20 protein-coding genes are annotated in these 25,009 nt (G+C 71.4%); 8 read left to right on the top strand and 12 right to left on the bottom strand.

Annotated elements, in window-relative coordinates:
• The first annotated feature begins 40 nt into the window (after positions 1-40).
• Positions 41-673, top strand: a complete 633-nt coding sequence (locus AB0K36_RS26690) for a TetR/AcrR family transcriptional regulator (protein ID WP_364599173.1) — start codon at positions 41-43, stop codon at positions 671-673.
• Positions 674-774: 101 nt separating this feature from the next.
• Here AB0K36_RS26690 and AB0K36_RS26685 read toward each other — a convergent pair whose 3' ends face one another.
• The 3 genes from AB0K36_RS26685 to AB0K36_RS26675 all read right to left on the bottom strand — a co-directional run bounded on the left by AB0K36_RS26685 (position 775) and on the right by AB0K36_RS26675 (position 4,511).
• On the bottom strand, positions 775-1,215 hold the full coding sequence (locus AB0K36_RS26685) for a hypothetical protein (RefSeq protein ID WP_364599170.1): 441 nt from the start codon (positions 1,213-1,215) through the stop codon (positions 775-777).
• A gap of 291 nt (positions 1,216-1,506) precedes the next feature.
• Complete coding sequence (locus tag AB0K36_RS26680; RefSeq protein ID WP_364599167.1) at positions 1,507-2,331, bottom strand: class I SAM-dependent methyltransferase; 825 nt, start codon at positions 2,329-2,331, stop codon at positions 1,507-1,509.
• A gap of 53 nt (positions 2,332-2,384) precedes the next feature.
• On the bottom strand, positions 2,385-4,511 hold the full coding sequence (locus AB0K36_RS26675; RefSeq protein WP_364599165.1) for an FUSC family protein: 2,127 nt from the start codon (positions 4,509-4,511) through the stop codon (positions 2,385-2,387).
• A 373-nt stretch (positions 4,512-4,884) separates the two neighbouring features.
• On the opposite strand from AB0K36_RS26675, the gene AB0K36_RS26670 reads away from it, so the two are divergent.
• Positions 4,885-6,540, top strand: coding sequence for an alpha/beta hydrolase (locus AB0K36_RS26670; RefSeq protein WP_364599163.1), 1,656 nt, complete (start codon positions 4,885-4,887; stop codon positions 6,538-6,540).
• Between the two features lie 59 nt (positions 6,541-6,599).
• Here the strand turns inward: AB0K36_RS26670 and AB0K36_RS26665 are convergent, their stop codons facing one another.
• On the bottom strand, positions 6,600-7,331 hold the full coding sequence (locus AB0K36_RS26665; RefSeq protein ID WP_364599160.1) for a DUF4386 domain-containing protein: 732 nt from the start codon (positions 7,329-7,331) through the stop codon (positions 6,600-6,602).
• Between the two features lie 132 nt (positions 7,332-7,463).
• On the opposite strand from AB0K36_RS26665, the gene AB0K36_RS26660 reads away from it, so the two are divergent.
• The 4 genes from AB0K36_RS26660 (at position 7,464) to AB0K36_RS26645 (ending at position 11,432) form a co-directional block, all read left to right on the top strand.
• Complete coding sequence (locus AB0K36_RS26660) at positions 7,464-8,174, top strand: TetR/AcrR family transcriptional regulator (RefSeq protein WP_364599157.1); 711 nt, start codon at positions 7,464-7,466, stop codon at positions 8,172-8,174.
• A 347-nt stretch (positions 8,175-8,521) separates the two neighbouring features.
• Complete coding sequence (locus AB0K36_RS26655) at positions 8,522-9,772, top strand: choice-of-anchor Q domain-containing protein (protein WP_364599154.1); 1,251 nt, start codon at positions 8,522-8,524, stop codon at positions 9,770-9,772.
• Positions 9,773-9,774: 2 nt separating this feature from the next.
• Positions 9,775-10,059: a hypothetical protein gene (locus tag AB0K36_RS26650; protein ID WP_364599151.1), complete on the top strand. Its 285-nt coding sequence runs from the start codon at positions 9,775-9,777 to the stop codon at positions 10,057-10,059.
• The gene (locus AB0K36_RS26645) at positions 10,056-11,432 is read left to right on the top strand and encodes a phenylacetate--CoA ligase family protein (RefSeq protein ID WP_364599148.1); all 1,377 of its coding nucleotides are present in this window, start codon (positions 10,056-10,058) and stop codon (positions 11,430-11,432) included. Before AB0K36_RS26650 ends, AB0K36_RS26645 begins: the two co-directional genes overlap by 4 nt.
• Here AB0K36_RS26645 and AB0K36_RS26640 read toward each other — a convergent pair.
• The 4 genes from AB0K36_RS26640 to AB0K36_RS26625 form a co-directional block, all read right to left on the bottom strand.
• Entirely contained in the window at positions 11,416-12,072 is a 657-nt protein-coding gene (locus tag AB0K36_RS26640) for a TetR/AcrR family transcriptional regulator (RefSeq protein WP_364599145.1), read from the bottom strand. The two genes, AB0K36_RS26645 and AB0K36_RS26640, sit on opposite strands and share 17 nt — an antisense overlap.
• 96 nt (positions 12,073-12,168) lie before the next feature.
• Complete coding sequence (locus AB0K36_RS26635) at positions 12,169-13,311, bottom strand: mechanosensitive ion channel family protein (RefSeq protein ID WP_364599142.1); 1,143 nt, start codon at positions 13,309-13,311, stop codon at positions 12,169-12,171.
• 388 nt (positions 13,312-13,699) lie between these two features.
• Positions 13,700-15,214 (bottom strand): glycerol kinase GlpK, encoded by a 1,515-nt coding sequence (glpK, locus tag AB0K36_RS26630; RefSeq protein ID WP_364599139.1) that lies wholly within the window; start codon positions 15,212-15,214, stop codon positions 13,700-13,702.
• Positions 15,215-15,255: 41 nt separating this feature from the next.
• On the bottom strand, positions 15,256-16,023 hold the full coding sequence (locus tag AB0K36_RS26625; protein WP_364599136.1) for an IclR family transcriptional regulator: 768 nt from the start codon (positions 16,021-16,023) through the stop codon (positions 15,256-15,258).
• Positions 16,024-16,165: 142 nt separating this feature from the next.
• Here AB0K36_RS26625 and AB0K36_RS26620 point away from each other — a divergent pair, with 142 nt between their 5' ends.
• Positions 16,166-16,594: an ATP-binding protein gene (locus tag AB0K36_RS26620; RefSeq protein WP_364599133.1), complete on the top strand. Its 429-nt coding sequence runs from the start codon at positions 16,166-16,168 to the stop codon at positions 16,592-16,594.
• Positions 16,595-16,601: 7 nt separating this feature from the next.
• Here AB0K36_RS26620 and AB0K36_RS26615 read toward each other — a convergent pair whose 3' ends face one another.
• The 4 genes from AB0K36_RS26615 to AB0K36_RS26600 form a co-directional block, all read right to left on the bottom strand.
• The gene (locus AB0K36_RS26615) at positions 16,602-17,834 is read right to left on the bottom strand and encodes a type III PLP-dependent enzyme (RefSeq protein ID WP_364599130.1); all 1,233 of its coding nucleotides are present in this window, start codon (positions 17,832-17,834) and stop codon (positions 16,602-16,604) included.
• Positions 17,831-19,579: an IucA/IucC family protein gene (locus AB0K36_RS26610; RefSeq protein ID WP_364599127.1), complete on the bottom strand. Its 1,749-nt coding sequence runs from the start codon at positions 19,577-19,579 to the stop codon at positions 17,831-17,833. Before AB0K36_RS26610 ends, AB0K36_RS26615 begins: the two co-directional genes overlap by 4 nt.
• A 205-nt stretch (positions 19,580-19,784) precedes the next feature.
• Entirely contained in the window at positions 19,785-21,566 is a 1,782-nt protein-coding gene (locus AB0K36_RS26605; RefSeq protein ID WP_364599124.1) for an IucA/IucC family protein, read from the bottom strand.
• Positions 21,563-22,753 carry an ATP-grasp domain-containing protein gene (locus tag AB0K36_RS26600; RefSeq protein WP_364599121.1) on the bottom strand — a complete coding sequence of 397 codons (1,191 nt, stop codon included), beginning with the start codon at positions 22,751-22,753 and terminating at the stop codon, positions 21,563-21,565. Before AB0K36_RS26600 ends, AB0K36_RS26605 begins: the two co-directional genes overlap by 4 nt.
• 245 nt (positions 22,754-22,998) lie before the next feature.
• Here AB0K36_RS26600 and AB0K36_RS26595 point away from each other — a divergent pair, with 245 nt between their 5' ends.
• Positions 22,999-23,850 (top strand): (2Fe-2S)-binding protein, encoded by an 852-nt coding sequence (locus AB0K36_RS26595; RefSeq protein ID WP_364599118.1) that lies wholly within the window; start codon positions 22,999-23,001, stop codon positions 23,848-23,850.
• Positions 23,851-25,009 lie beyond the last annotated feature (1,159 nt).

The following is a 25,009-nucleotide window of genomic DNA, read 5'->3' as shown; positions in this document are numbered from 1 at the left end:
CAGAAATAGGCTGGAGGTAACTCGCTGTTACGATGACGCCGTGGACGGCAAGCCAGGGCTACGGGAACGAAAGAAGCAGCGGACCCACGCGGCGATCTCCGAGGCGGCGATCACGCTCTTCCTCGAACACGGCTTCAACCAGGTCTCGGTGGCCCAGGTGGCGGAGGCGGCCGAGGTGTCCAAACGCACCCTCTTCGCCTACTTCCCCACGAAGGAAGACCTCGTGGTGCATCGCCTCGCCGACCACGAGACCGAAATCGCCCGCGTCGTGCGGGCCCGTCCGCCCCGCACCGCCCCGCTCACCGCGGTGCGCGAGCACTTCCTGCGGGGACTGCGCGAACGGGACCCGATCACCGGGCTCAACGACCACCCCCAGGTGCGGAGGGTCCACCGGATGATCCTCGACGCGCCCTCGCTGGTGGCCCGGATGGAACGGTTCAAGGCCGGCGCCGAACGCGCACTCACCCAGGCGTTGCGTGAAACCGCCGACATTCCGGAACTCACGGCGCGGTTGGCCGCCGTCCAGATCGTCGCGGTCCACTGGGCGCTGGCGCAGGACAACGCCGAACGCCTGGCGCACGGGGAGCCGGCCGACGAACGCTATGCGGGTGCGGTGGATGACGCGGAACACGCGTTCGCGCTGCTGGAGAACGGATTGCGGCGCCTGACCTGACCCGGCGGCCGGGCCCCCTCCGGCCGCCCGTGCGTCGGCATCGCCCTTGCCGCGCGGACAGCGGTACAACCCGGCGCGTCGTCGTCCGGGAGGCCGCGGGATCAGTCGTCAGGGTCGATACCGCTGGCACGGGCGATGCCGTCCAGCTCGCTGTTGATCGCTTGCTGCTCGGTGGTCCACTGGTGTATCTGCTGGCGGATTTCCGCGAGGGCCGCAGGGTCGTTGGCGACTTCCGGGGTGACGACCGCGTAGCCGGGACTGCCGTCCGGACCAGGCATGTCGATGACATGGTGGTCCATCCGCCCGGTCGTCGCGATCGCCATCACGGCCAGGAACTCGCGCTGTACCTCGCCCGCGAAGTTCTCACGGTCGCCGGCCTCCAGAACGCCTTCGTGTCCTTCGGAGATCAGACGGCTCATCTCGCTCACCGCCTGATGCAGCGTCTCGAAGTCCTCCGGAGCCATCCGCGCCTTGACCGACTCCATGTAGAGCTCGACCTTCGCCATCCGCTCCTGCGGTGTCTCGTCTCCATCGTCGTTCATCACCACACCCTGCTGCCCACAGACGCGTACGTCCAGTCAGCCCCGCGTCCCTCGAAGAGCGGACGAGGCGTGTCCGGGGGCGCGCTGCGCGGCGAGACCCCGGCGAAACCCTGCTCACGCAGCTTCGTCCTCGGCCGGTGCTCAGGGTGCCGACGCCCGCGTCCTGCCGCACGACAGCCCGCACAGGCCGACGTGGCCTGCGCGACCACCCCGTCCGTGGTGCGCCGACGCCGCTCGATGCGGGCGAGGACCAAGCACGGGATCGGACGACCGCGGGTGCGGCGGTGACCGCTACGGCCGGCGGCCCCAGGCGGTGAGCATGCCGGGCGAAAGCCCGCAGAAGCCGGGGGAGTCGAGACAGCGGACGGCGTCGTCGATGACGGCGTCGTCGACGAGCCCTGTCGCGGTCATCGCGGGACGGGCCCGCTGCCAGGTCTCGGCCCAGAAACGGCTGATCGGGCTGCCGGACACGAGCGGCGGCACGTGGATCTCCGCCGCCACGGATTCCAGGCCCGCTGTCCGGAGCATGTGCGGGCAGTTCGGCACCCAGGCCACGTCGGTGCCGATCGTGTCGCGCAACCCCTGCCACATGGCCCGCACAGTGGATGTGAAGGAGCTGTCGGGAGCGTCGCGGGTGGTCAGATCCACGGCGTCGCTGAGGACCAGGACACCGCCCGGCGCGAGCATCGCCGCCAGTCGGGCGATCATGCGCCCGGGATCCGGCAGGTGCATGAGGACGAACCGGGCGTGCACGAGGTCGAAGTGCCCCGGTGCGAAGCCGTCCGAGGTGATGTCCGCTTCACGTGCGATCAGGCCGGCGGTCGGTTCCGCGGCCAGGAACCGTACGTCGCGGTCCACAGCCACCACCTCCGCGGCACCCGCCTCGCGCAGCAGCGCCCGGGCCACGGTGCCGGTACCGGCGCCGACGTCGAGACAGCGCCAGCCGGGCCCGACCCCCAGCTCGCGCAGCCGGGCCATGGTCGTGGCGTCGTAGGCGAGCGCCCCCAGATCGACGCGGTCGCCCTCGCCCTCGTCCTGGGGACGGAACACGTGCTCGCCGTAGTGGTGCTCGTGGGCGGAGTGCGCGTTGCTCCCGAAGGAGGCGCTGTGTGCCATGACCCCCATTGTCGTGCCGAGCGGGATCGCACACATCAGGAGGCGGTTCGGCCTCATGTCGACCGGTCGCCCGGCCGCTCGGCGGGCGCGATCCGCCGCAGGTCCTCCGCGAGGCCGTCCAACCACTGCTCGAGGTCGACGAGAACGGGCAGCGCCGGGCCACCGGGCGGCAGCCGCACACCGGCCGTGCCGCTGGGGGCCGTCGCTGTCCGGCCGTCGCACCGGTCGGCGGCTCGCCGGGTGGCATCGGCCAGGCGGTCGGCGTTCGCACGGGCCCAGTCGGCGGCGGGAGGGGGGACGCCGGAGCCCGTGCGCTCGTGCCGGGGGAGCTGGTGCGCGCCGATGAGGACGTGTTGAGCGGTGAGAAGGACCGCGTGCCAGTCCGTCGACGGCCGGGCAGGGTCGTCCGGTTCACTCCGGTACTGCGCGTACGCGGCCTCGGCCAGCCGCAGACGGTGCCGGGTGTGCCAGGTGGCTTCGGCGGGCACGGTGGCCGGCTGTTCGGAGAGTACGGCGCCGACCGTGGCGGGGACGAGCGGCGCGGTGGCCCGCAGCAGGGCGGCCATGCTCCGGCGTACTTCGCGCCGCGCGCCCGCGGGCCAGGCGACCAGACCGCACAGCAGCCCGATGGCGCTGCCGGCGAGCACGTCCACGATCCTCGCCTCCGCGAGCTGCCAGGAGGCGGGCGCGAGTTGGGCGAAGGCCGTGGCCACCACCAGGGTGAACAGCCCCTGGGCCCAGGCCACACCCAGGAGGGGGCCCAGGGAGAACGCGGCGAGCATCGCGGGTGCGAGGACGGCCGCGTAGGCGCCCGGTTCGCGGCCCAGCCCGTACAGCAGCACACCGGCGGCAAGCGCCCCGACGAGGGTGCCGGCCAGCGCCGGTCGGACGGCGCTCCAGGTCTCGCCCGCGGTGGTTCGTCCCAGGGTCAGTACGGCGAGCAGCACCCAGAAGCCGTGCGTCAGGTCCAGCGAACCGGCGACGAGGCGCGCCGTGCCGAGGCCGATCGCCGTGCGGACCGCGTTCTGGAACATGACGGACCCGAGCGTCGTGTTGCCCGCCAGCCGACGGAACCACAGGCGCGCGGCGGGAGCGTCGGCGTACCAGAACAGTTCGCGGGGCTCGATCGGCGGTGTGCGCCGGCCGGCGACGGCGACCGCGACGCCGGTCCGGGCGATGGCCGCCGACCCGGCGATGGCGAGCACGGCGGCCTGGTGGCGCAGCTCCGGCACGTCAGGAGCCGGCCGCGCCACCGTGCGGCGCACCCGTGTGTCCTGGAATTCCCGCACGGCACGGCGCAGGGAATCCGGTTCGTCGGCAGGCCGTCCCGAGCGCAGCGACGTGGCTGCGGCGGCGCAGCCGGATGCGACCAGGCGCAGGAGACCCGCCGACGACGGATCGGCGGCGGCGGTGGCGCGGGGGGAGGCGGGCCGCTCGGCAGGGGCCTCGGTCAGCCGCGCCAGTTGTTCCAGCAGCCGCCGGGTCGCCGCGCCTGCCTGGGCGAGGGCGCGGTCGGTGCGCCACGGCCCGGCGGGGCGTTCCGCGGGCGGCACGTGTGAGGGGCGCAGTCCGAGACCCGATGCGCGCAGGGCGGCGGCCGTGTCCGGCGGCGCGGTCCCGTCGGCCGCCTCGGCCGCGGCGCGCGCCGCGGCTGCTGACGCGTCGGCGAGCCGTGACCGGTAGGAGGGATTTCGAGCGGCGGGCAGCACCAGGCGTTCGCACAGGGCCAACAGGACCGTGCCGAGCGTCAGCCCTGCCAGCCGCTGCCAGAGTGTTTCGGGGGCGTACGGGGGAAAGCACGCCAGGATGTAGAACAGTTGGAGCCCAGGAGCCGCCCCGGCGGCCCGCGGCCCAGCGATCGCGGCGAATCCCAGGACGAAGCCGACGGCCAGCATGCCGGCGGCCGCGGCGGCTGTGCTCCCGGCGAGCGCGGTCCCCAGCGCGACGAGGCACAGACCCGCGGGGAGCGACCCAAGGATGACGGCGGCCCGCTGCCGGCCCGAGCCGGGGATCGGGGACAGCACGCCCAGCGCCACCGGCGCGAACAGGGCGTAGAGCGCCATCTCCGGCCGGTGGAGGCCGTACACGAGGGGGTAGAAGCCCGCGGATGCCGCGAGAGTGACCCGTACGGCGCGGTGCACCGCCTGCGCACGCCGCTGGGCGGACCGCCGTTCGGCCATCGTCGGCAAGCTCCTCTCCGCCGGTATCCGCGCCGACGGGATGCGCGGGCGTCCGTCGGACATGTCCCCTCACCCATTGTCGGCTCGGCACGGAATGCCGGCGCGGCGCGGCGCCCGTGCGTGACTCCCGGACCCGGCGTGACTCCCGGACCCGGCGCGACTCCCGGATCCGGCGCGACTCCCAGGTCCGGCGCGGCTCCCGGGTCCGTGCGGCGCCCCGTGCCGGCGGGGGCTCCGCCATGTTCACCGCACGACACCATTCGGTTGCGGTCGGCTCGCGCGCGTTGCCGGATCACGGTGTTGTGGACGCGGATGCGTGCCGACGTCCATCGCATGGGTGACATCGGGCGCTGAGCCGTGAAAGGGACAACGCATGAACATATCTGGGCCCGTAGCCGGACGCCGGCGTGGCGCCGCGCTCATCGCCGCGGTGGTGACCTGCTCGACGGTACTCACCGGTCCGGACCTGGCCGTGGCCGGCGGTACGCCGACACCTTCGGTACCCGCCCCGAAGCTGGACTGGAGACCGTGCGTCGAGGACGGCCGGTTCGAATGCGCCACCGCCAAGGTGCCGCTCGACTACCGCAACCCAGGCCGGCGCACGGTCGAACTGGCGATCGTGAAGCGCCGGGCGACCGACCCCGGACGGCGCATCGGCACCCTCTTCTTCAACCCCGGCGGTCCCGGCGGGCCGGGAACGGTGCAGATGCCACAGAATTACGAGCGCTTCCCGCGCGAGGTGCGGGAGCGGTTCGACATCATCAGCTGGGACCCGCGCGGAGTCGGCAACAGCACTGCGGTGAACTGCTTCGCGAGTCCTGAGGAAGCAGAAGCGTGGAGTGCGGGCACACCGGTCGGCCTCCCGGTGGGCGAACAGCAGCGGACGGCCTGGATCGCCGCGTACAAGGAACTGGCCCGGCGCTGTCAGCAGCGTGACCCCGAGCTCCTGCGCCATGTATCGACCGCCGACACCGCTCGCGACCTCGACCAGCTCCGTCAAGCGGTGGGCGACCCGCAACTCACCTACCTGGGCATCTCCTACGGCACGATCCTGGGCGCCACTTACGCCGGTCTCTTCCCCGGCAAGGTCCGCGCCATGGCCCTCGACAGCAACATCGACCCGCAGGCCTGGACGAACCGTGCCTCCGACGAGGAGCCCCGGCTCACCACATTCCTGCGCATGGGCGCGGACGTCGGCGCGGCCGGAATCCTGGACCGGTTCCTCACTCTGTGCGGTTCCACCACCACCGCTCGCTGCGCCTTCTCCGGCGGCAGCCCGCAGGCCACCAAGAACAAGTGGGACGAGCTGATGCAGCGCCTCCGGAAGCGTCCGGTGGGTGAATGGACGTACGGCAGGACGGTCGCCGACGTGGTGAGCGGCCTCGACGTCGTCCACCCCGGTTGGACGGAGCTTGCCGGCAGGCTGCAGGACCTGTGGCAGGGCCGCCTGCCGGAACCCCCCTCACCCCTGCCCGCGCCACCGGTACCGAATCCGTACACGGGTGAGGAACAGGGCGCTGCGGTGCTCTGCTCCGACAGCCCCAATCCGCGTGACCCTGGCGTCTACCACGCCCTCGAGGAGGCCGCCGCCGTCCGTGCGGGGGACGCCGGACGCTTCTGGACCTGGGCGGCAGAGCCGTGTGCCACCTGGCCGGCCGTTGCGGCCAACCGCTATCGCGGCCCGTGGAACAAGCCGACGGCGCACCCTCTCCTTGTGGTCGGCACCACCTACGACCCCGCCACTCCCTACCGGGGCGCGCAGGCCATGGCCAAGGAGCTGGCCGACGCCCGCCTGCTCACCCACGACGGGTACGGGCACACGGCACTGCTCAACCCCAGCAGTTGCGTCAACGAGCACGCGAGCCGCTACTTCATCGACGGCACGCTCCCTCCTGCCGGAACCGTGTGCCGACCGGACACGCAGCCGTTCGCCGCACCCAAGCCGAGCGGCGGCGTGGCCACCGGCGGCGGGGCGACGGCGGATCCGGGTCATGGTCCGGCCGGCCGCGGCGACGGGTCCGTCGGTTAGTCCTGGGAGAGAAGGGGCGAGGCGGGTGGGGTGAGGGCCTCCCTGTCTGTGGCGGTGCGTCACCCGGTGGCGGGGTGCGGGGTGACGCGGCTCTCGCCCCCGCCGGCCCTGTCGAGGAGGGCAGCCGGTTCGAACCCCTTGGCGATGAGCCGGACGGCAAGACTCACTTCCCACGCGAACACGGGGATCGCCGCGACCGACCCCGCCACGGAGAGCTGCTCGTACAGCCCGAACATCACTGCCGTCGCCGACATGCAGATCAACGCGCCTCCGACGAGCCCCAATACGGCGATGAACCGTGGGACGAGCCGGGCGCGGTACAGCAACCATGCGAGGACCAGCGAGTTCGCTCCCAGGATGACGTTGGGCCCCATGAGGAACGTCCAGTCGTGGACGGCCACCAGAGTCTTGGCGGCCGTGACGAACGAGGCGGCATCGCTCTGCGCCGCTCCCTCGTAGGTCCTCCGCAGTTGCACGACCGACAGAACGCTGATGATGCCCACGACGATGACGGCGGCTTCGAGGAGGCGGGCGCAGACGTAACCCAGCGCTGCCCCCTCGTTCTGCTTCTTGAGGACCGGGAACAGCACGACTCCCGTGCCCACGACCGCCGTCGCGAGGACGATCTCGAACAGTGCGCCGAGGAGCACGCGCGTGTCCGCGCCATGACCGACGACGTAGTCCGCGTCCTGGAGGACGGGGCCGTACAGCGCGAGCCCGGCGATCGCGGCGACCTCCGTGAGAAGGAAGAACGCACCTGCGGCGACCGCGGTTCTTCTGGCTGGTACCACCAGGACCCACCCCCAAAGTTCAGGTGTACGGCGTACACCGAAGCCTCACGGTAGGTGTACGCCGTACACTCGTCAAGCGGAGTGCGGATACGGTGGGGGACACGGCGGATCATCGAGGGGGCTGATCGCGATATGGCTCAGCAGACGGAGCCGGTGCGCCGCACCCCTCTGACCAGGGACCGGGTGCTGCGGGCGGCTGTCGCGCTCGCCGATGAGACCGGCATCGAAGCGCTGAGCATGCGCAAGCTCGCGCAGGAGCTGGGCGTCGTGCCCATGGCCCTCTACAAGCACGTCGCGAACAAGGAGCAACTCCTGGACGGCATGGTCGATGTCGTCATGAGTGAGATCGATCCGCCGGCTCCGGGGGCCGACTGGCAGGGCGCGGTTCGCCGGAGGGTCCTCTCGGCGCGACGTGCTTTCCTCGGACACCCCTGGGCGGCTCAGGTGCTTCAGTCGCGAACCAGCCCGACACCGGTCGTGCTCGCGTACATGGACTCCGTGATCGGGATGTTCCGGACCGGGGGTTTCTCCGTCGATCTGACACACCATGTGATGCACGCTCTGGGCAGCCGGATGATGGGCATCACGCAGGAGCTGTTCGACGCTTCGCCCAACCCTGATCCGCGACCGGGGTCGGCCGCGCCCCAGGAGGACGCGGGGCAGTTCCCGTACGTGACGGAGCTGGCGGGTGCGGTGGCTCATGACGCGGGGTCCGTGGTGGGTCAGGGATGTGACGACCAGTTCGAGTTCGAGTTCGCGCTGAATCTCCTCCTGGACGGGTTCGAGCGGCTGCGGCAGCAAGGGTGGTCCTCTGCGTCCCGCTCACGGGACAACGGTCGCTGACGTCGGGCTGGTGCCACGTCGCAGGAGCGGCAGCACCGTCGTGCGGCGATCCGGCGCGATGAGGCGGTCCGTCCGTCTCTCGCCAGTCCGGTTTTGTGTCCGGAAGCGCGTGTAGACACGAGACCTCCTGAATGGAACGCTCGCTACAGAGCGGGGCGTTCGCGTCCGGCGTCCTCCGGTCCCGGCCGCCTCGCCGATCCGGCGCGATCCCGCCCGTCCCCTGCGCCGGCCGCATTCCTGGCACGAGCCGCAATTCCCGACACGAGCCGCAATTCCCGGTACCCGCAGTGAAATCCCCGCACAGAGCCCTCGCACGTCCAGATTCCTTGCCGAAAGGAGTTCACCGGATGAGGAACTCGAACGCTTCGGCGGCGGCACTGGCAGCCGTCGTCCTCGCCATGGCGGCGAACATCGTCGCTCCCGCTTCCAGCACCGCCGCGCCCCCCGCCGACGGGCCGACGGCGTTCACCGTGGACACCACGTCCGACGCGGTCGACGCCGACCCGTCGGACGGCCGGTGCCGCGCCGCGTCGGGCGCGTGCAGCCTGCGCGCCGCGGTAATGGCCGCCAACGCCCGGCCGGGCAGCACCATCACGCTGCCTCCCGGCCGCTACCGGCTGACCATCCCGCCCGACCCCCGGCTGATCATCGGCGACCATCCCGACCCGACCACGGGCGACCTGAACGTCGACGCACCCACCACGATCCAGGGCTCCGGCGCGCGCAGCACCGTCATCGACGCCGACCGACTGGACCGCGTTTTCCGCATGCGGGCCGACACCCGACTGTCCGATCTGACGGTCACCGGAGGATCGGCCAAGCAGCGAGAACTGCCCTTCACCGACACAGGTGGCGGCGGCATCGCCAACGAACAGCACATGACACTGCGACGAGTTACCGTGAGCGGGAACTCCGCCGGTTACGGTGGCGGCATCTTCAACGTCCCCGACTCCCACCTGGATCTGATCGACAGCACCGTCAGCCGGAACAGCGCGGGAGAGGCCGGCGGCATCAGGTTCGACGACAGCGGCACCGTGACCAACTCGACGATCGCCGACAACCGGGTCACGGACCCCGGTGACCGTCCCGGCAGTCTCGGCGGTTACGGCGGCGGCATCGACATCCGCGGCCTGGGACCGGTGGAGATCCTCAACTCGACCATCACCGGCAACCGTTCCAGCGACGGCGGTGGTGGGATCAACATCGCCCCCGCCTACCTCGACAGCCTGCCCTGGCCGATCCCTGACATCCTCGATCTGCCCCTGGGACGTCTGACCCTGCGCAACTCCCTCATCGCGGACAACACCGTCGACGGCAGGGCAGCCGACTGCGAGAAGGCCTTCGCGACCATCGCGTCGCGAGGTCACAACATCGACGGCGACGGCAGTTGCCGCCTCACCGCCCAGGGTGATCTGCCGAGCCGTACCCCGCTGCTCGGACCGCTCGCCGACAACGGCGGCCCCACGGACACTGCCGCGCTGCTGCCGGGCAGTCCCGCCCTGAACGCGGCCGCCGACTGCCCGGCCACCGACCAGCGCGGTGTCGCCCGCCCACAGGGCGGCGCCTGCGACATCGGCGCCTACGAGCACACGCCATGACCATGGCCACCAGCACCGGTACCAGGAGCGCTTCGACGGGATCCACCGGCCTGCGCCACTCCCTGAGCCGCGTCCTCGCTGCCGCCCCCTTGCCGCTGTCACTTACGGCACTCCAGGGGCTCGGCACCCCCACCTGGCAGCGCCACCTCCCCGACAGGGACCGCATGTACGCCCCTGCGCCGGACCACGTCGCCGACACCACGGGTTCCGTGACGGACCATCACTGCGCCGGCCATCACTGCGCCTTCCGGCAGCAGTCCGGCACCCGCCGAGGAGCCGCGCGATGAGATCCACGTTCACGTTGGTCCGCGACGGGCGCCGCGCCGTCCGGCAGGGGCCGGCCGCCCTGGCGGACCGACAGCGGGAGCGCCTGGCCGCCATGGTCGACTTCGCCCGCGCCCGCTCCCCGTACTACCGCGAGCTGTACCGGACGCTGCCGGAACGCGTGGAGGACCCGGCCCTGCTGCCGGTGACACGCAAGGAGGACTTGATGGCCCGCTTCGACGACTGGGTCACCGACCCGGAGGCGACCCTCGAGGGCGTACGGGACTTCATCGCCGACCCCGCCCGGGTCGGCGAGCCCTTCCTCGGTAAGTACCTGGTCTCCACCACCTCCGGAACCACCGGGCACCGCGGTGTCTTCCTGCTCGACGACCAGGCGGCGGCGGTGGTCAGGGCCCTGTCGCTGCGGGCCGCCCGGCGCACTCTCACCACTCTCACCCCTTCCCGGACGGCGCGGATGCTCGTGCACCGGATGCGGGCGGCGCACGTCGTCGCCACCAGCGGCCATCTGGCCGCGTACGCCGTCATCGCCCGCTCGCGTGCGGCCGGCCGCCTGCACGCCCGGGGGAGCCGGGTTCTGTCGGTTCACAGTCCGCTGCCCGAACTGGTGGACCAGCTCAACCGGTACCGCCCGGTGCTCCTGAGCGGCTACGCCGGCGTGATCGCGCTGCTCGCCGGCGAGCAACTGGCCGGCCGTCTGCGCATCGCCCCGGCCGTCGTGTCACTGGTCGCCGAGGGCCTCAGCGACCGTGAGCACCGGCGCGTCGGCTCCGCCTTCGGGGCGCATGTCGTCAACACCTACGCCTGCAACGAGAGCCTCGCCCTGGGATACGGCTGCCGGTCCGGGTGGCTGCACACCCACAGCGACTGGCTGATCCTGGAGCCCGTCGACGCCGACTACCGTCCAGTGCCGGCGGGCCAGGAGTCCTTCACCGTCCTGCTGACCGCTCTGGGCCGATGGGCGCAGCCGATCCTGCGCTACGACCTGGGCGACAGCGTCCTGTCGCGTCCGGACCCGTGTCCGTGCGGAGACCCGCTGCCCGCGGTCAGGGTCCGCGGTCGCTCCGCCGACCTGCTGTCCTTCCCGCGCCGGGACGGCGGGACCACCCGCATCGTGCCCATGGCCTTCGAGACCCTCCTCGAGAGCATTCCGGACATCGACCGGTTCCAGATCGTGCAGACGACTGCCACGACCCTCCGGGTGCGTATCCGGCCGGCGGCAGGAGCCGATCAGGACCGACTGTGGAACGCGGTGCGGACGGGGCTGGCCGCCCTGCTCACCGACCACGGGACGGACAGGGTGACGATCGAACGCGCCCATGAACCGCCTGAGCAGTCCCCAGGGGGCAAATACCGGGTGGTCATTCCCTGCCCGTGACGCTCCGCGAAGGGTCCTCAGGCCGTGCGCCGTGCGGTGGAACGCCGTGGTGCGCCGCCAGTGCCAGCAACGCGACGCGCAGCGGACCGGTCTCCAGCGCGGCGGCCGGTTCGAACCAGCGTGCAACGGCGGTTCCGCTCGCCACCCTGAGCGTGAAGCGCGCCAGTTCGTCCGACACCTCCGGACGTTCACGCAGGCCGAAGACGGCGCTCACAGAGTCCGTGGCCCAGGACAGCAGCGCGTCCCTGTAGTGGTGCACCTCGGCCACGGCCGCCGCACTGGCGTCCTGCTGCACCATGCCGAGACCGAGGAGCAGCTTCAGCCCGTGCGGATGGCGCTGGAACGCGTCCTCGACCTCGTCGAGGAAGGTGTCCAGACGCTGCGCGACGTCGGCGCCCGGCACCTCGGCGGGGGGCAGGGCTGCCAGCAGAGCGGTCCTGGCACGCTGCAGCACCGCGACGTAGATCCCCTCCTTGCTGCCGAAGTGCCAGTAGAGGGAACTGACCGGCAGGCCGCACGCGGCGGAGATCATCGAGATGGACGTGGCGGCGTAGCCGTGCCGCGACATCAGGTCGCCGGCCGTGTCGAGAATCGCGTCACGGGACCGCGTGCCGCGGTGCTGGGCCGGTGCCTGCGTCATGCTGCCGACTCTAGAGGAGCACCGGTCCAAGGCGCCCCGGGAAAGGGAAGTCCGGGGCGGGGCCGGTGGTCCACGAGATCAATGATCAGACAGGTCCTAGGGTGCTCGACCCGCCAATGGGACAGCGTCTTCGTCTCCCGGCCCGGTGGCCGGCCGGAGAGGCTGGAGGGCGATCTCGGGGGCCGCGTCCCGCTGATGGGGAATGGTGACCGGGCCGTGTTGGAGCGCGACCGTCCGCGCGGGCGCCGGAATGCGGATGCCTTCCGCCAGGTACCGCTTGTGCAGACGCTTGATGAACTCGTGCTTGATCCGGTACTGGTCGCTGAACTCACCGACCCCCAGGATGACGGTCATGCCGATGCGGGAGTCGCCGAAGGTATGGAAACGCACGGCGGGCTCGTGGTCGGGGACGGCACCGGTGATCTCGGTCATCACCTCCACGACGACCTCATTGGTCACCCGCTCGACGTGGTCCAGGTCGCTGTCGTAGCCGACGCCCACCTGTACGAGCAGGGTCATCTGCTGCTCGGGGCGGTTGTAGTTGGTCATGTTCGAGCCGGCGAGTCGGCCGTTGGGGATGATGACCAGATTGTTGGAGAGCTCACGGATCGTCGTCTGGCGCCAGTTGATGTCGACGACGTATCCCTCTTCGCCGCTGCTCAGCTTGATGTAGTCGCCTTGCTGGACCGTCTTCGAGGCGAGGATGTGGATGCCCGCGAAGAGGTTGGCGAGAGTGTCCTGGAGGGCCAAGGCGACCGCGAGACCGCCCACGCCCAGGGCGGTGAGGAGTGGGGCTATCGAGATGCCGAGGGTCTGCAGCACCACCAGGCAGCCGATGGCGAGGACAACGACGCGCGTGATGTTGACGAAGATGGTGGCCGATCCGGCGACGCCGGGGCGGGATTGCGTGACCGTACGCAACAGGCCGGTGATCACTCGGGCCGCCGTGATCGTCGTGACGAGGATGAGCAGCACGGTCAGGGACTGGTTGACGTGCCGCTGGACCGTCGTGGTCAGCGGCAGCACCTCAGCCGCAGCCGCAGCGCCCCCGGCTATCGCCGCCCACGGCACCAGCGCGCGCATCGCATGGACGATGACGTCGTCCCCGCTCCAGCGCGTTCTCGTCGCGTGCTTGCCCAACCACAGCAGCAGCATGCGGAGAAGGAGCGCGACCAACAGGCCTGCGGCCAGGGCGACCCCGGCCACGATCACGTCGCCGACGGTGAGGTCTCGGTTCATCGCTCGCCTCCCGAAGGACGCGGCAGTCCGCCCACCGGCCGGATTTGATTGTTCGTCACTTGTACCTGCTCGAATCCAGGATGCATTGATCCCGCCGGACGTGTGTACGACATCGGGCGTTGAGAGCTCATCCTGCCGCATACGCCTGGCCGCTCGTCACCGGGTCGGTGCAGACCGGCCGTTCTGCCCGCAGGATGGCCGGCGGCGGTGCTACGGAAGTCCCGCCTCGTCGCCGTCGAACGCAGGCCGCCGTCGCACGGTGCGGAGAGTCCCCGGTGGTGCGGCTACAGCCCGGCCTCGGGCGGCCGTTCAACACGAGGCGGTCTGAGTGCCCTTCAGGTTCATCCCACCAGAACGGTGCGTCGTTCGAGGGCAGGCCCCGGGGGTGTCATGACCGCCTCGGCGGCTGGATCCACCCCAGGGACCGCTCGACGGCTCGTTGCCAGGACTCGTATTCGCGCTCCCGCCGTTCGGAATCCATGACAGGCAGCCACTCGGCGGCCCGGTGCCAGTTACGGCGCAGTACCTCCATGTCCGACCAGTAGCCGACCGCGAGACCGGCGGCGTAGGCAGCGCCGAGCGACACCGTCTCCGCCACCAGGGGGCGTACCACGGGAACGTCGAGCACGTCGGCGAGGAACTGCATGAGCAGGTTGTCGGAGGTCATGCCCCCGTCCACCTTGAGCTGCTTCAGGGCGAGCGCGGAATCGGCGTTCATGGCGTCGACGACCTCCCGCGTCTGCCAGCCGGTGGCTTCCAGGACGGCCCGGGCCAAGTGGCCCTTCGTGATGTACGAGGTGAGGCCGACGATGACGCCGCGGGCGTCGCTTCTCCAATGGGGCGCGAACAGACCGGAGAACGCGGGGACGATGTAGCAGCCGCCGTTGTCCTCGACGGTGAGTGCCAGGGTCTCGATCTCAGGCGCGGTGTTGATCAGACCCAGTCGGTCGCGGAACCACTGGACCAGCGAGCCGGTGACGGCGATCGGCCCCTCCAGGGCGTAGATCGCGGGCTGCTCCGCGATCTTGTACGCCACGGTGGTGAGGAGCCCGTGCCGGGACCGGACGACGTCGGAGCCGGTGTTCATCAGCAGGAAACTGCCGGTCCCGTAGGTGCACTTCGCCTCGCCGGGCGAGAAACAGGTCTGCCCGAACAAGGCCGCCTGCTGATCGCCGAGGGCGGCCGTGATCCGTACCCCCGGGAGCACGGAGCGGGCCTCGCCGTAGAACCCGGAGGAAGGCCGGATCTCCGGCAGCATCCGGCGCGGAACCCCGAAGAACTCCATGAGCTCGCCGTCCCAGGTCAGCGTGCGCATGTCGATGAGCATGGTGCGGCTGGCGTTGGTGGCGTCGGTGATGTGCAGGCCGCCGTCCCTGCCGCCGGTGAGGTTCCAGATCAGCCAGCTCTCCATCGTGCCGAACAGCACGTCGCCGTCCCTGGCACGCTGCTCCAGCCCGTCGATGTGATCGAACAACCAGCGGATCCGGGGCGCGGAGAAGTAGGTCGAGGGCGGCAGGCAGCAGCGTTCGAGGAAGAACTCGTCCCCGGGCCGGTTCCTCAGATCGTCGACAAGCGGAGCGGTGCGGGTGTCCTGCCAGACGATCGCCTTCCCCAGCGGCACACCGGTCCGCCGGTCCCAGAGCACGGTCGTCTCCCGCTGGTTCGCGATCCCGATGGCGGCGATCTGTCCGGCGTCCACGCCAGCGTGGGACAGTGCCTCCGGCACCACGCGCTGCAGGTTGCGCCAGATCTCCACAGCATCGTGTTCGACCCACCCGGGTTGAGGAAAATACTGGCGATGCTCTCGCTGGGCGACCGACACCAGCCCCCCGCGGTGGTCGAACAGGATGCACCGAGTGGAGGTGGTGCCCTGGTCGATGGACATCACATACCGTGCCACCATGATCGGGCCTGCCTTCCGATGTGTCGCGGAGCAGCGGGTGCCTACCAGCGCGCCGCGCCCAGGTCTCTGGAGATCGCCCGTGCGGCCTCCCTGAGCAAGGTGATCAGGGCCGGTCGGGGCCGGCCTCCTGTGTCGCAGATCCGCTCGACCGGGCCGGATACGCCCAGCGCGCCCACCACGAGGCCGCCGTGCCCCCTGATCGGCGTGGCGATCCCGGCGTCACCCATGCTCATCTCCTGCACCTCGGAGCCCCAGCCGAGCTCTCGGATCTCGCCGAGCGCGCGGTTGAGATCCTCGGGGAGCGCCAGGGTGTGCCGGGTGTAGGCCTCCAGTCCACCCTTCAGCAGCGGCTCGACGGGCGCGGCCCCGAAGGCCAGCAGGACCTTGCCGAGCGAGGACGCGTGAAGCGGCAGCAGCGCACCCACGTCCAGGGTCTGGAGGGTGTCGTCCGGCCGGAAGACGTGGTGGACGATGAGCACCTTCCCCTCCAGGGGTGTGCCCAGGCGGACGGCCTCCCCACTGCGGGCGGCCAGGGCGTCGGCCCAGTTGAGGGAGCGCGACCGCAACTCGTTGACGTCGAGGTAGCTGGTACCGAGATGGAGCAGGGCCGCTCCGAGCTGGTACTTCCCGGTGGCGGCGTCCTGCTCCACGAAGTCCACGTGCTGGAGGGTGCGCAGAATGCCATGAGCGGTGCCTTTGGCCAGTCCGAGCGACGACGCCACCTCGCCCAGTCCAAGCCTGCGGGGACCGGTGGCGAGCAGACGCAGGATCGCCGCCGCCCGTTCTATGGACTGGACCGGGCCGACCATAGAACGATCGTAGTCCGGGTCTTCGACCGAGGACTTCCGTTCGGTAATGCCGACCGTCGTTCATTGACCGACCGTTTCTCCCTCCTTAGCGTTTCATCACGCCCGGCCACCGGCCGGCAGCGCACCCGGAGGAGGACGGGCCATGACAGTGGCGCAGCTCGGCGCAGAGCTTCCCGAGGACGTCACGCACGTCTTCCCCCTGCCACACGCCCCAGAGGCAGCCGCGGTCATGCGCCGGCGCGTGCGCGCGGTCCTCGCCGACTGGTCCCTGTCCGCGGACGTCGCCGAGGACGTGGTTCTGCTGGCCTCGGAGCTGCTCACCAATGCGATCGCCCACGCCATGCCTCCGGCGACGCTTCGGGTCTCGCAGGTCCTGGTGGACGCTCTCCGGGCCGTACGCATCGAGGTGACGGATGCGGGACCCGCGGCTCCGGCCGACCGGCCGGATTCCGGGCTCGACCCCGACGAGCACGGCCGAGGCATCGGAATCGTCATGGCACTGTCGGCCAAGCACGGCGTGCGGGAGCGTGCCGACGGAAACACCTGGTGGGCGGACGTGGTCGTCGGGTGAGACGACTTCACCCGGCCGTCGGAGCGTGAGGGCCGGGCCCCCCTCGAGCGAGGAAGTGGAAGCCGGGACGGGGGTGCATGAGGAAGTCGTGGTGCGAGATGTTCCACGCGTAGGCACCCGCCAGGGCGAACGCCACCCGGTCGCCGGCCCGCAGCCGAGGCGCCGGGACGCCACGGGCCAGGAGATCCTTGGGGGTGCACAGCTGGCCGGTCAGCGTGACCCGGTCCTGCTGGGCAGCCGGACGGGGCCAGGGGTGCGGCCACGTGTCCACCGGGAGGATCGAGCAGGGCTGGTCGTGGCCCTTGGTCGCCGGGGTGCGCAGGTGGTGCGTGCCGCCGCGGACCACGGCGAACTCCTCGCCGTGGCTGTGCTTCACGTCCAGCACCTCTGTGGCGTACCAACCGCAGTACGCGGCCATGGCGCGGCCCGGCTCGATGCGCAGGGTGAGATCGGGGTGGGCGGCCGTGAGGCGGCTGAGCCCGGCGCCGTACGCCGCCCAGTCGAAGCGCAGGCCAGGCGCCGCGTAGTCGACGGTCATGCCGCCACCGACGTTCACCTCGGCCAGGCGGACGCGGTGGCGGGCGGCCAGGCCGGTCGCCCACGTCACGATGGATCCGGCGACCGCCAGCTGTTCGGGGGCGCGGAGGCCGCTGGCCAGGTGGGCGTGGACGCCGCGCAGCTCCAGGTGCGGGTACGTGCCGTCGGTGAGCAGGCGCACGACGGCGTCGGCATCGGTCGGATCGAGGCCGAACGGGGTGGGCCGCCCACCCATCGCCAGCGAGCTGTCCACCAGCGAGTCGTCGGACACGGCGAGGTTGACGCGGAGCAGGAGCCCGGCCTTCGCATCCGCCCGCCGGGCCAGCTCCGCCAGCACGTGAAGCTCGTGCACGCTCTCGACGTGGAAGCGTTCCACACCCAGCTCCAGCGCCGAGGCGATCTCCGCCGGCGTCTTGCCCGGGCCGCCGAAAGCCAGCGGGCGGCCCGGTACCGCCTTGCGGACGTGGGCGAGCTCCCCGCCCGAGGAGACCTCGTAGCCGTCGACGTACCGGCCGAGCGCGGCCAGGATCTCCGGCTCCGGATTGGCCTTCGCGGCGTAGTACAGCTCGACGCGCTCCGGCAGGGCTGCCCGTACGGCGGCTGCGTGCTCGCGCAGCGCCGCCAGGTCGTAGACGTACGCCGGGAGCTCGTCGGCGGGCAGGGACAGGACGTGGTCACGCACCGCGGGGGTGAGGACGGTCATCGGGCATCGCTCCATGGGTGACGGACCTCTTCGGCCAGCGGGGAAGGCAGACGGACGTAACCGGCCTCGCGGTCGGCCTTGCGTTCCCAGCGGGCCAGCAAATTGGCTTTGGCGGGCAGCGGCACCCCCGCGAGGAGGGCGGCGAGCCGTGGCGGGCAGCCGTACCGGTCGGCGTACGCCTGGAGGGTGGCCCGGACCTCGGCCCACAGGGCGCGCTCGGTCCGCGGATGCAGGTCGGCGACCGCGGCGAGCATGTCGGCGACGTGGTTGACCACCAGGCAGTAGACGACCCGGTCCCAGCCGCGCTGCGCGTCGTACGTCATCGGGCCGGCGACCTCCGCGGGCAGCGCGCCGAGGGCGTCGGCGTGGCGCTCGCGGACGAGCTTGGTGCCCTCCAGATCTCGGAAGAGGACTTGGGCGGGCATGCCCTCGTCGTCGACGCAGACGAGGACGTTCTGCAGGTGCGGCTCGAGGACCAGGCCGTGGTCGAAGTAGGCGGCCAGCACGGGTGGCACGAGCAGCTTCAGGTACGCCGACCACCAGTCCAAGGCGGTCCGGGGCCCTGCTCCGTCGAGGAGCCGGGAGATGTGGCCGGGACCGGTCGGGTACTCGTCGGCGACGGCCGCCGCGAGCAGCGGGGTCGTGCCGGGCAGCAACCTCGCGGCCAGGCCCTCGCGGACGATCACGCCGAAGCCTTCGAGCAGGGCGCGGTCCGGAGCACCGTCGGGCCCTGGCAGCAGCACGCTTCGGTAGGCGGGCTCGCGGAGCACGGCGCTGCCGGGGAAGCGCGTGGCCATGGAGCTCAGGACCGGCTCCAGCAACCGGGTCATGGCCACCGCGCCGGACAGCTCGTAACTGGCGTTCTTACGCAGGCAGTTGGTGATACGGACGTTCAGGCTGAACTTCAGGAACGTGTCACCGTCGTACAGGGTGCGTACGGATGCGGTGGCGGCGAACGGCTTCCCGGCCCGGCCCAGGTCGAGGATGTCGCCCCGCTCGACGGCCGCAAGCAGCCCGGGGTGTCCGCTCAACATCTCGTACTGCCACGGGTGGGCGGGCAGCAGCCGGTAGCCGGCCGGGACGTCGGAACGCAGCCGGTCGAGCACATCGGCGGAGCCGCACCCGGCGGTCTCCTGCGCCATCAGATGCTCGCGCACCGCGAGGTGGCGGAGCGGGAAGGAGGACCCGGTCTCGGGCGCGTACGACAGCCAGGAGGCGGGGTCGCCGGTGCGGGCCTTCGGCGTGGGGTGGAAGCGGTGGCCGAACAGCAGGGACTGCTCGGAGGCCAGATAGGTGGCGAGCCTGCCCGCGACCGTGCCGTCCGGCCGGGCCCGTGCGGCGCGTACGTCGAGAGCGGCCTTGATCGCCTGGTGGCTGGAGGTGATCTGGTCCAGGAACTCCTCGTTGCGCACGCCCGTGCGCGACGACAGCTCGTCCCGCGCGTACTCGGCGAGGCGCCGCCAGTCGATCTCCACCCAGTCCCCGTCGTGCTGCTCCCGCACCGACCCGGTGAAGCGGTGCGCGCCCAGCAGCGACGTACGCCGCAGGGCGACGCGCAGCAGCACGCCGCGGCGGGGGAGGCGCAGCAGCAGGTGGCCGTCGGTGACGGCGGTCTGCTGTCCGGAGCCGGGCAGCTCTCTCAGCAGGCAGTTGAGGAGGGTGTGGGCCACGGCGGCGTCCGCGGTGGGAAGTCCGCTGGGGGCGGCGGAAACCGGGGTGGTACCGATCGCATCGGTCAGGGACATCGACGACTCCAGCGGATCCGGAGAGAGCAGAGGTGCAGGGACGGAACGGTGACGCCGACACGGCGGCCACGGCGACGCCGGTCGACACCGGCGCGGTGCGGCCGAAGAGGCGGTTGCCCGCCCCCGCCCCCGCGCCTGCGGCGACCGCTCGGTGAACCCGAGGGCGGCGGTGTTCGCCGTCGTCGGCCGGACCCCTGGAGTGTGCTCACCGCGCCTTCGCCGCCGGCAGAAGGTAGTTGGGTCCGGTGGTGTAGTGCTTGTTGATGTCGGCGGCGCCCGAACGCTCCTTGGTGAGCAGCGTGCCCGCCGTGACCATCGCCTTGACCGGGAGCTCATGACCGTCGAGCACGGCGGCGCGCAGGATCGCGCCGGGCTCGCCCGCCCGGGTGCCGAGCCGGTCGACGGCCTCGGTGAGCCGGTCGCGTACGAGGTCCAGCAGCGACTCCAGCGGGGCGCGGCCGTGCCGCGCGAGACCGAAGGCGTAGGCCCCCGCGCACAGGTGGAGGGTGATGGTGGTGAACAGGTCGGTGACCGGCCTGTCGTCCTCGCCGAAGATCCGGGCGTCGTCGAAGTCGGACGGGTTCGGCGCGTCGGCGCCGAGGGTCTCGCGCATGCGGGCGGTGTTGATACGCGGTCCGTCGTTGTCCTTCAGCAGCAGCCGCAAACGGGTGCGGCTTTCCCCGTCCCGGTCCAGTACCAGGGAGATGTTCTGCTGGTGCGACTCCAGCGCGATGCCGTAGCCGAGGAGCGCGGTCTGCCAGTCGAAGAGCAGGGTGAGGCAGGCGTCGAGCAGCGCGAGCGGGTCGCCGCCGTAGAAGCGGTCGGCGAGGTGGTCGATCACCATTCCGCCACCGGGCGCCTCGCTCAGCAGAGCGGCCATGGGCGTGACGACGGCGTCGTCGAGTCCGGCGGGGTAGCGGCGCACGAGCACGGCGAGGACTTCGTGTCCGGCATGGGCGTACACCGTCTCGTCGGCGTGCAGGACCGTGTCACGGAAGCGGGGCTCGCGGGTGATCACCGTTTCCAGCAGGCGCTGGCCGGCGGCCCCGTCGACGAGCGTGCCCGGCTTGATGGTGCGGCGGTTGCGCAGGCCCAGTGTGGCGGTGGCGAGCGGCAGCTTGACGTGGAGGGTGGGGTCGGCGGCGAGCGCCACCGTACGCATCGACAGAGTCGGTACCACCTCCAGATACGCGTGGTCGGCGAGCACGGCACGGTCCTCGAGGCCCGTCGCCCTCAGCGCCTCGCGCAGGGGCGCGCCAGCGGTGAGCGGGTGGACGGGGAGAGCGACATGGCTGTGGAAGAGCTCCGGCAGGCCGAGGATCGCGGGCGTGGGCCACCGGTCGGGAAGCCGGGCGGGACCCCCGGGCACGGTGAGGACCTCACGCGGCACGGCGATCCAGCGCAGCGCGAAGCGGGGGTGGAACTCGGGGCCGTAGGCGCGCAACTGCTCCTCGCCCAGTCCTGAGCGTCCTCGCGCGGTGGGGTAGACCGGGTGATCGTGGCGGGCGGCGAGCGTGTCGTGGGCGAGGCCGCCGGCAAGGCCCGTCCAGTGGGCGGGGTCGGCTCCGTAGCGGTCGGTGAGCCGACCGGCGACCTCCTCGCGGGTGCGGGCGTGCAGCCGCATCGTGGTGAGGGTCTGGCGGCACTCCGCGGCGAACGCGTCGAAGCCCGCCCGGTCGGCGGGGCGCGCGAGAGCGCTCAGAGCGTCCAGCACATCGTCGTGGGAGGTCAGCTCGCGACCGTCCGACTCCCGTACGAGCAGCGGCAGTCGTGCGGTGTACGTGCTCTGGAAGCCGTCCTCGACGACAGGGAGCAGCAGCGCGTCGCCGTCCGCGTCGTGGGCCAGCCGCAGCCAGAGGCCGTCCTCCCGCTCCACCGGCGTGGAACGGGTCCGCAGGCCCACGACGTCCTCGCGCAGCAGCGCACCGAGCACGCGCAGCAGCAGGTCCCAGCGGGCCGGGTCGACGGCCGTGGTGATCGCCGTCATGGGGTGATCTCCCAGCGCTGAGCGGCCAGGAAGTCGTCCGCGACACGGTCGATGGTTTCCTGATCGGTGCCGGTGGCCCGGAGCACGCCGAGATAGTCGCGGTTCGTGTGGTACAGATCGTGCCGCTCGCCGACCTGGCGAATCGGCCGGTACGTCAGGCTGACACCGTCCACGACGAGTTCGGCGGCCGCCGGGGCCGATGTCAGCGTGCCTGCCCTGTCGGCGCACGGGCAATCGAGCCGGGCTGCCACGTCGGTACGGGCGCCCAGGTCGGCGGGCAGCGGCTCGCCCAGGTGCGTACGGAGTATGTGCTCGAAGAGCGGGATGTCCAGCAGTTGGGCCAGCAGCAGATCGCACTGGTCTCCGACGGCACGGTAGTTGACCTCGATGATGCGGGCACGGCCCTCGTGCACCACGAACTCGGTGTGGCACGCGCCGAAGCCGACGCCGAGCGCGTCGAGCTGGGCGAGGACCTGCCCCACGACCGGCTCGGGGTGAGCGGTCACGAAGGTCATCCGCTCCTCGATGAAGTACGGAGGGGCGGACAGCTCGGTGTGGAAGCCGCCCAGGACGTGGCGTACGCGGCCGTCGCCGAGGGTTTCGAGGGTGTACAGCTCACCGGGCAGGTACTCCTCGACGACCAGCGCCGCCTCCGGGCGCCGCTCCTGGATCTCCTTGCAGCGCAGCAGGAGATCCTCGGGGCCCTCGGCGAGCACCACGTCCTCGCTGGCCACGCCCTCGCGGGGCTTGACGACGCACGGGAACGGCACATCGAGGCCGGTGAGTTGGGCCGGGTCCTGGCCGGCGGCCAACTCGGTCGACCACACCGTGTCGGCCCCTGCCGCGGCGAGGTGGCGGCGCATGTGCGCCTTGTCCTTGGTGCGCAACGCGGCCTGCCAGGGCTTGGCGGGGAGCCCGAAGTAGTCGGCGGCGAGGGCGGCCTGGGTCTGCAGGTGGTCGCTGTTGGTGAAGACCGCGTCGGGTGTGTGGTGGGTCGCGAGCCGGGTGATGACCGCGCGGAAGTCGCGTACGTCGCACTCCAGGACCTCGATGTCCGGATACGTGCGGCGGTGGCTCCGGGGCTGATCGGTGAGCACGGTGACGTCGATGCCGAGCCGGGCGGCGGCGGGGAGGAAGCCTTCGGTGACCGAGTCGGTGGGGTTCAGTGCGAGCAGGTACAACCGCATGGGCGGTGGCCCCTTCCGAGTCGAGGACGTGGGGACGGCGGCGTGGGGAGAGGCCGGCGGCGGCGCAGGCACCGACCGGCCTTCGTCCTCGGCGCGGCAGCCGAAGTTAGGTGACCCTAAGTTATCAACTTCCGTACGCCTCACGGAAATCGACCCCCCTTGATCACCGGGGAGGGAATCCGACTAAGGTAAGGCTTGCCTTTCATTTGTGACACCCGAGCTTGCCGCTCCATGAAGGACTGCCGATGACCATGGCCACAGGTGCCGCGACAGCCGGCCCTGCCGTGACCGCGGCGTCCACGCTCGCCCGCACGTACCTCGACCTCGTGGCCTCATGCGAAGCGCTGAACGTGCGGATCGCTTCCGAGGCATCCCAAGCGCTCCTCGACGGGGCCGAACTGACGCGGAGCGAGAAGGCGCTGGACGCTTTCATCGACGCCGAGGCCGGCCGTATCGAGGAGCGTCACAGGCATGTGCCCCGTAGGGACGTTGCCGCCTCCCGTGCTTTGCATGACTACCTCTGGTCCGTCAGTCTGCTGATGAGCGGCGCCTGGTACCTGGAACGGCGCGTGCCGCGTATCGCCCCGCAGGACGTCCGCGTCGATGTCGCGGCGGCCGCGTTCGAGATCGTCCCTGGGTCCGACTTCGCCTGCCTTCCCGACGACCCGGCGGCCGGGTTGCCCGGCGTCCGGGTGGTGGCTCACGAAGAGGCGCTGCGCGCGGAACTGCGTGCCAGCGTCGCCGAGCATGTAGGGCCCTTGCTGACGGCGGTCGGGCCGCATGCGCGGCGCAGGTCAAGGGCGTTGTGGGGCATGGCTGCCGACGATCTGGTCTCCGGGGTCTGGTATCTCGGCCGCGTGCTGGGGCAGGAAGACCGAGCGGTCCAGGCGGCGACCGAGCTGCTCCCGACGGCGATCCCGCCCTTCCCTGGCGGCGCGGACTTCCGCCGGCTGGCAGGTCGCGACGGGCGGCGGCACCTGACCCGCACGCGTCTCGGCTGCTGCATGTACTACACCCTCGACGCCGCGCAGGCGTGTTCGACGTGTCCGCGGACGTGTGACGTGGAGCGCTTGCGGAGGCTGGAGGCCGCGGACTGACCGCGGTGGAGGCGGGGCTTGTGCGCATGCCTGCGCTGTAACGCGTCATCGCGCGCACCGGCCCTGGACGCCGTGGCCCGGGGCCGGGGGCCCGGGGCCTGCGCTCCGCAGTCCCGGCAGTCCGTCCGGCGCGGCCCCGGCGGGCCCGCCGCCTACGCCGGGGGGATCGGCGGCGGGTCCGCCGGCTTCGATGCGGTCCGCTGGGTCCGCTGGGACGAACGCGCTATATCCGCAGGGACGACCGCTATATCCGCAGGGACGACGTCGAGCGGCTGGTCCACAGGGTGAGGCTCGACCGGTCAGCTGCCATGTGCGTCGGCAGGAGGGCGTGCCTCTTTTGCGGGACCGTGGCCGTTCTTACGGCACCGGGACCGTCGCAGGCCTTCGCCTCTGGTTTTTCGCGTGCCCGTGGGTGCGTACCGCGAGCCGGGGAACTTGATCGCCCGGCATGTGGTCATCCACGAAGCGTTCCTCACTCTGGGATGCGCGCTCATTTGCGGGCCACGGACCTGCGTCCCCTTTTCGCGTGAGGTCACCGTGGGCGGCGGGGTGAAGTCGGCTGGGAGCACGTCCTGTTGCGTGTGCCCGCGGTTGCCGGGCCTGCCGCCCTGCCCGGCCTGGCCTGCCCGGCCTGGCCTGGCCCTGCCCGCTCTGCCGGCCGGTCCGGCCTGGCTCTGCCTGCCTGTGCCGGCGCTGCCCGGGTCTGCCCGGCCTTGCCTGTGCGGCGCCGTCTTCGTCTCTCCGCTCCAGCTCCCTTCGGGGCCTCACCGTCGGTGTGGATGCGCTTGAGGCGCTTGCCACTTCTTCGGTTTGTTGGTTGGTCTGCGGCCTGGCTCTGCCTGGCCCGGCTCGGCTCTGCCTGGCCCTGCCCGCCCGGCTCTGCCTGGCTCTGCCCGGGTCTGCCCGGCCTTGCCTGTGCGGCGCCGTCTTCGTCTCTCCGCTCTAGCTCCCTTCGGGGCCTCACCGTCGGTGTGGATGCGCTTGAGGCGCTTGCCACTTCTTCGGTTTGTTGGTTGGTCTGCGGCCTGGCTCTGCCTGGCCCGGCTCGGCTCTGCCTGGCCCTGCCTGCCCGGCTCTGCCTGCCTGTGCCGGCGCTGCCCGGGTCTGCCCGGCCTTGCCTGTGCGGCGCCGTCTTCGTCTCTCCGCTCCAGCTCCCTTC

The sequence above is a fragment of the Streptomyces kurssanovii genome (assembly GCF_040677245.1).
Classification (GTDB): Bacteria; Actinomycetota; Actinomycetes; order Streptomycetales; family Streptomycetaceae; genus Streptomyces; species Streptomyces kurssanovii.
The sequence above is the reverse complement of the archived record's forward strand: the minus strand, read 5'-3'. Positions and strand labels throughout refer to the sequence as shown.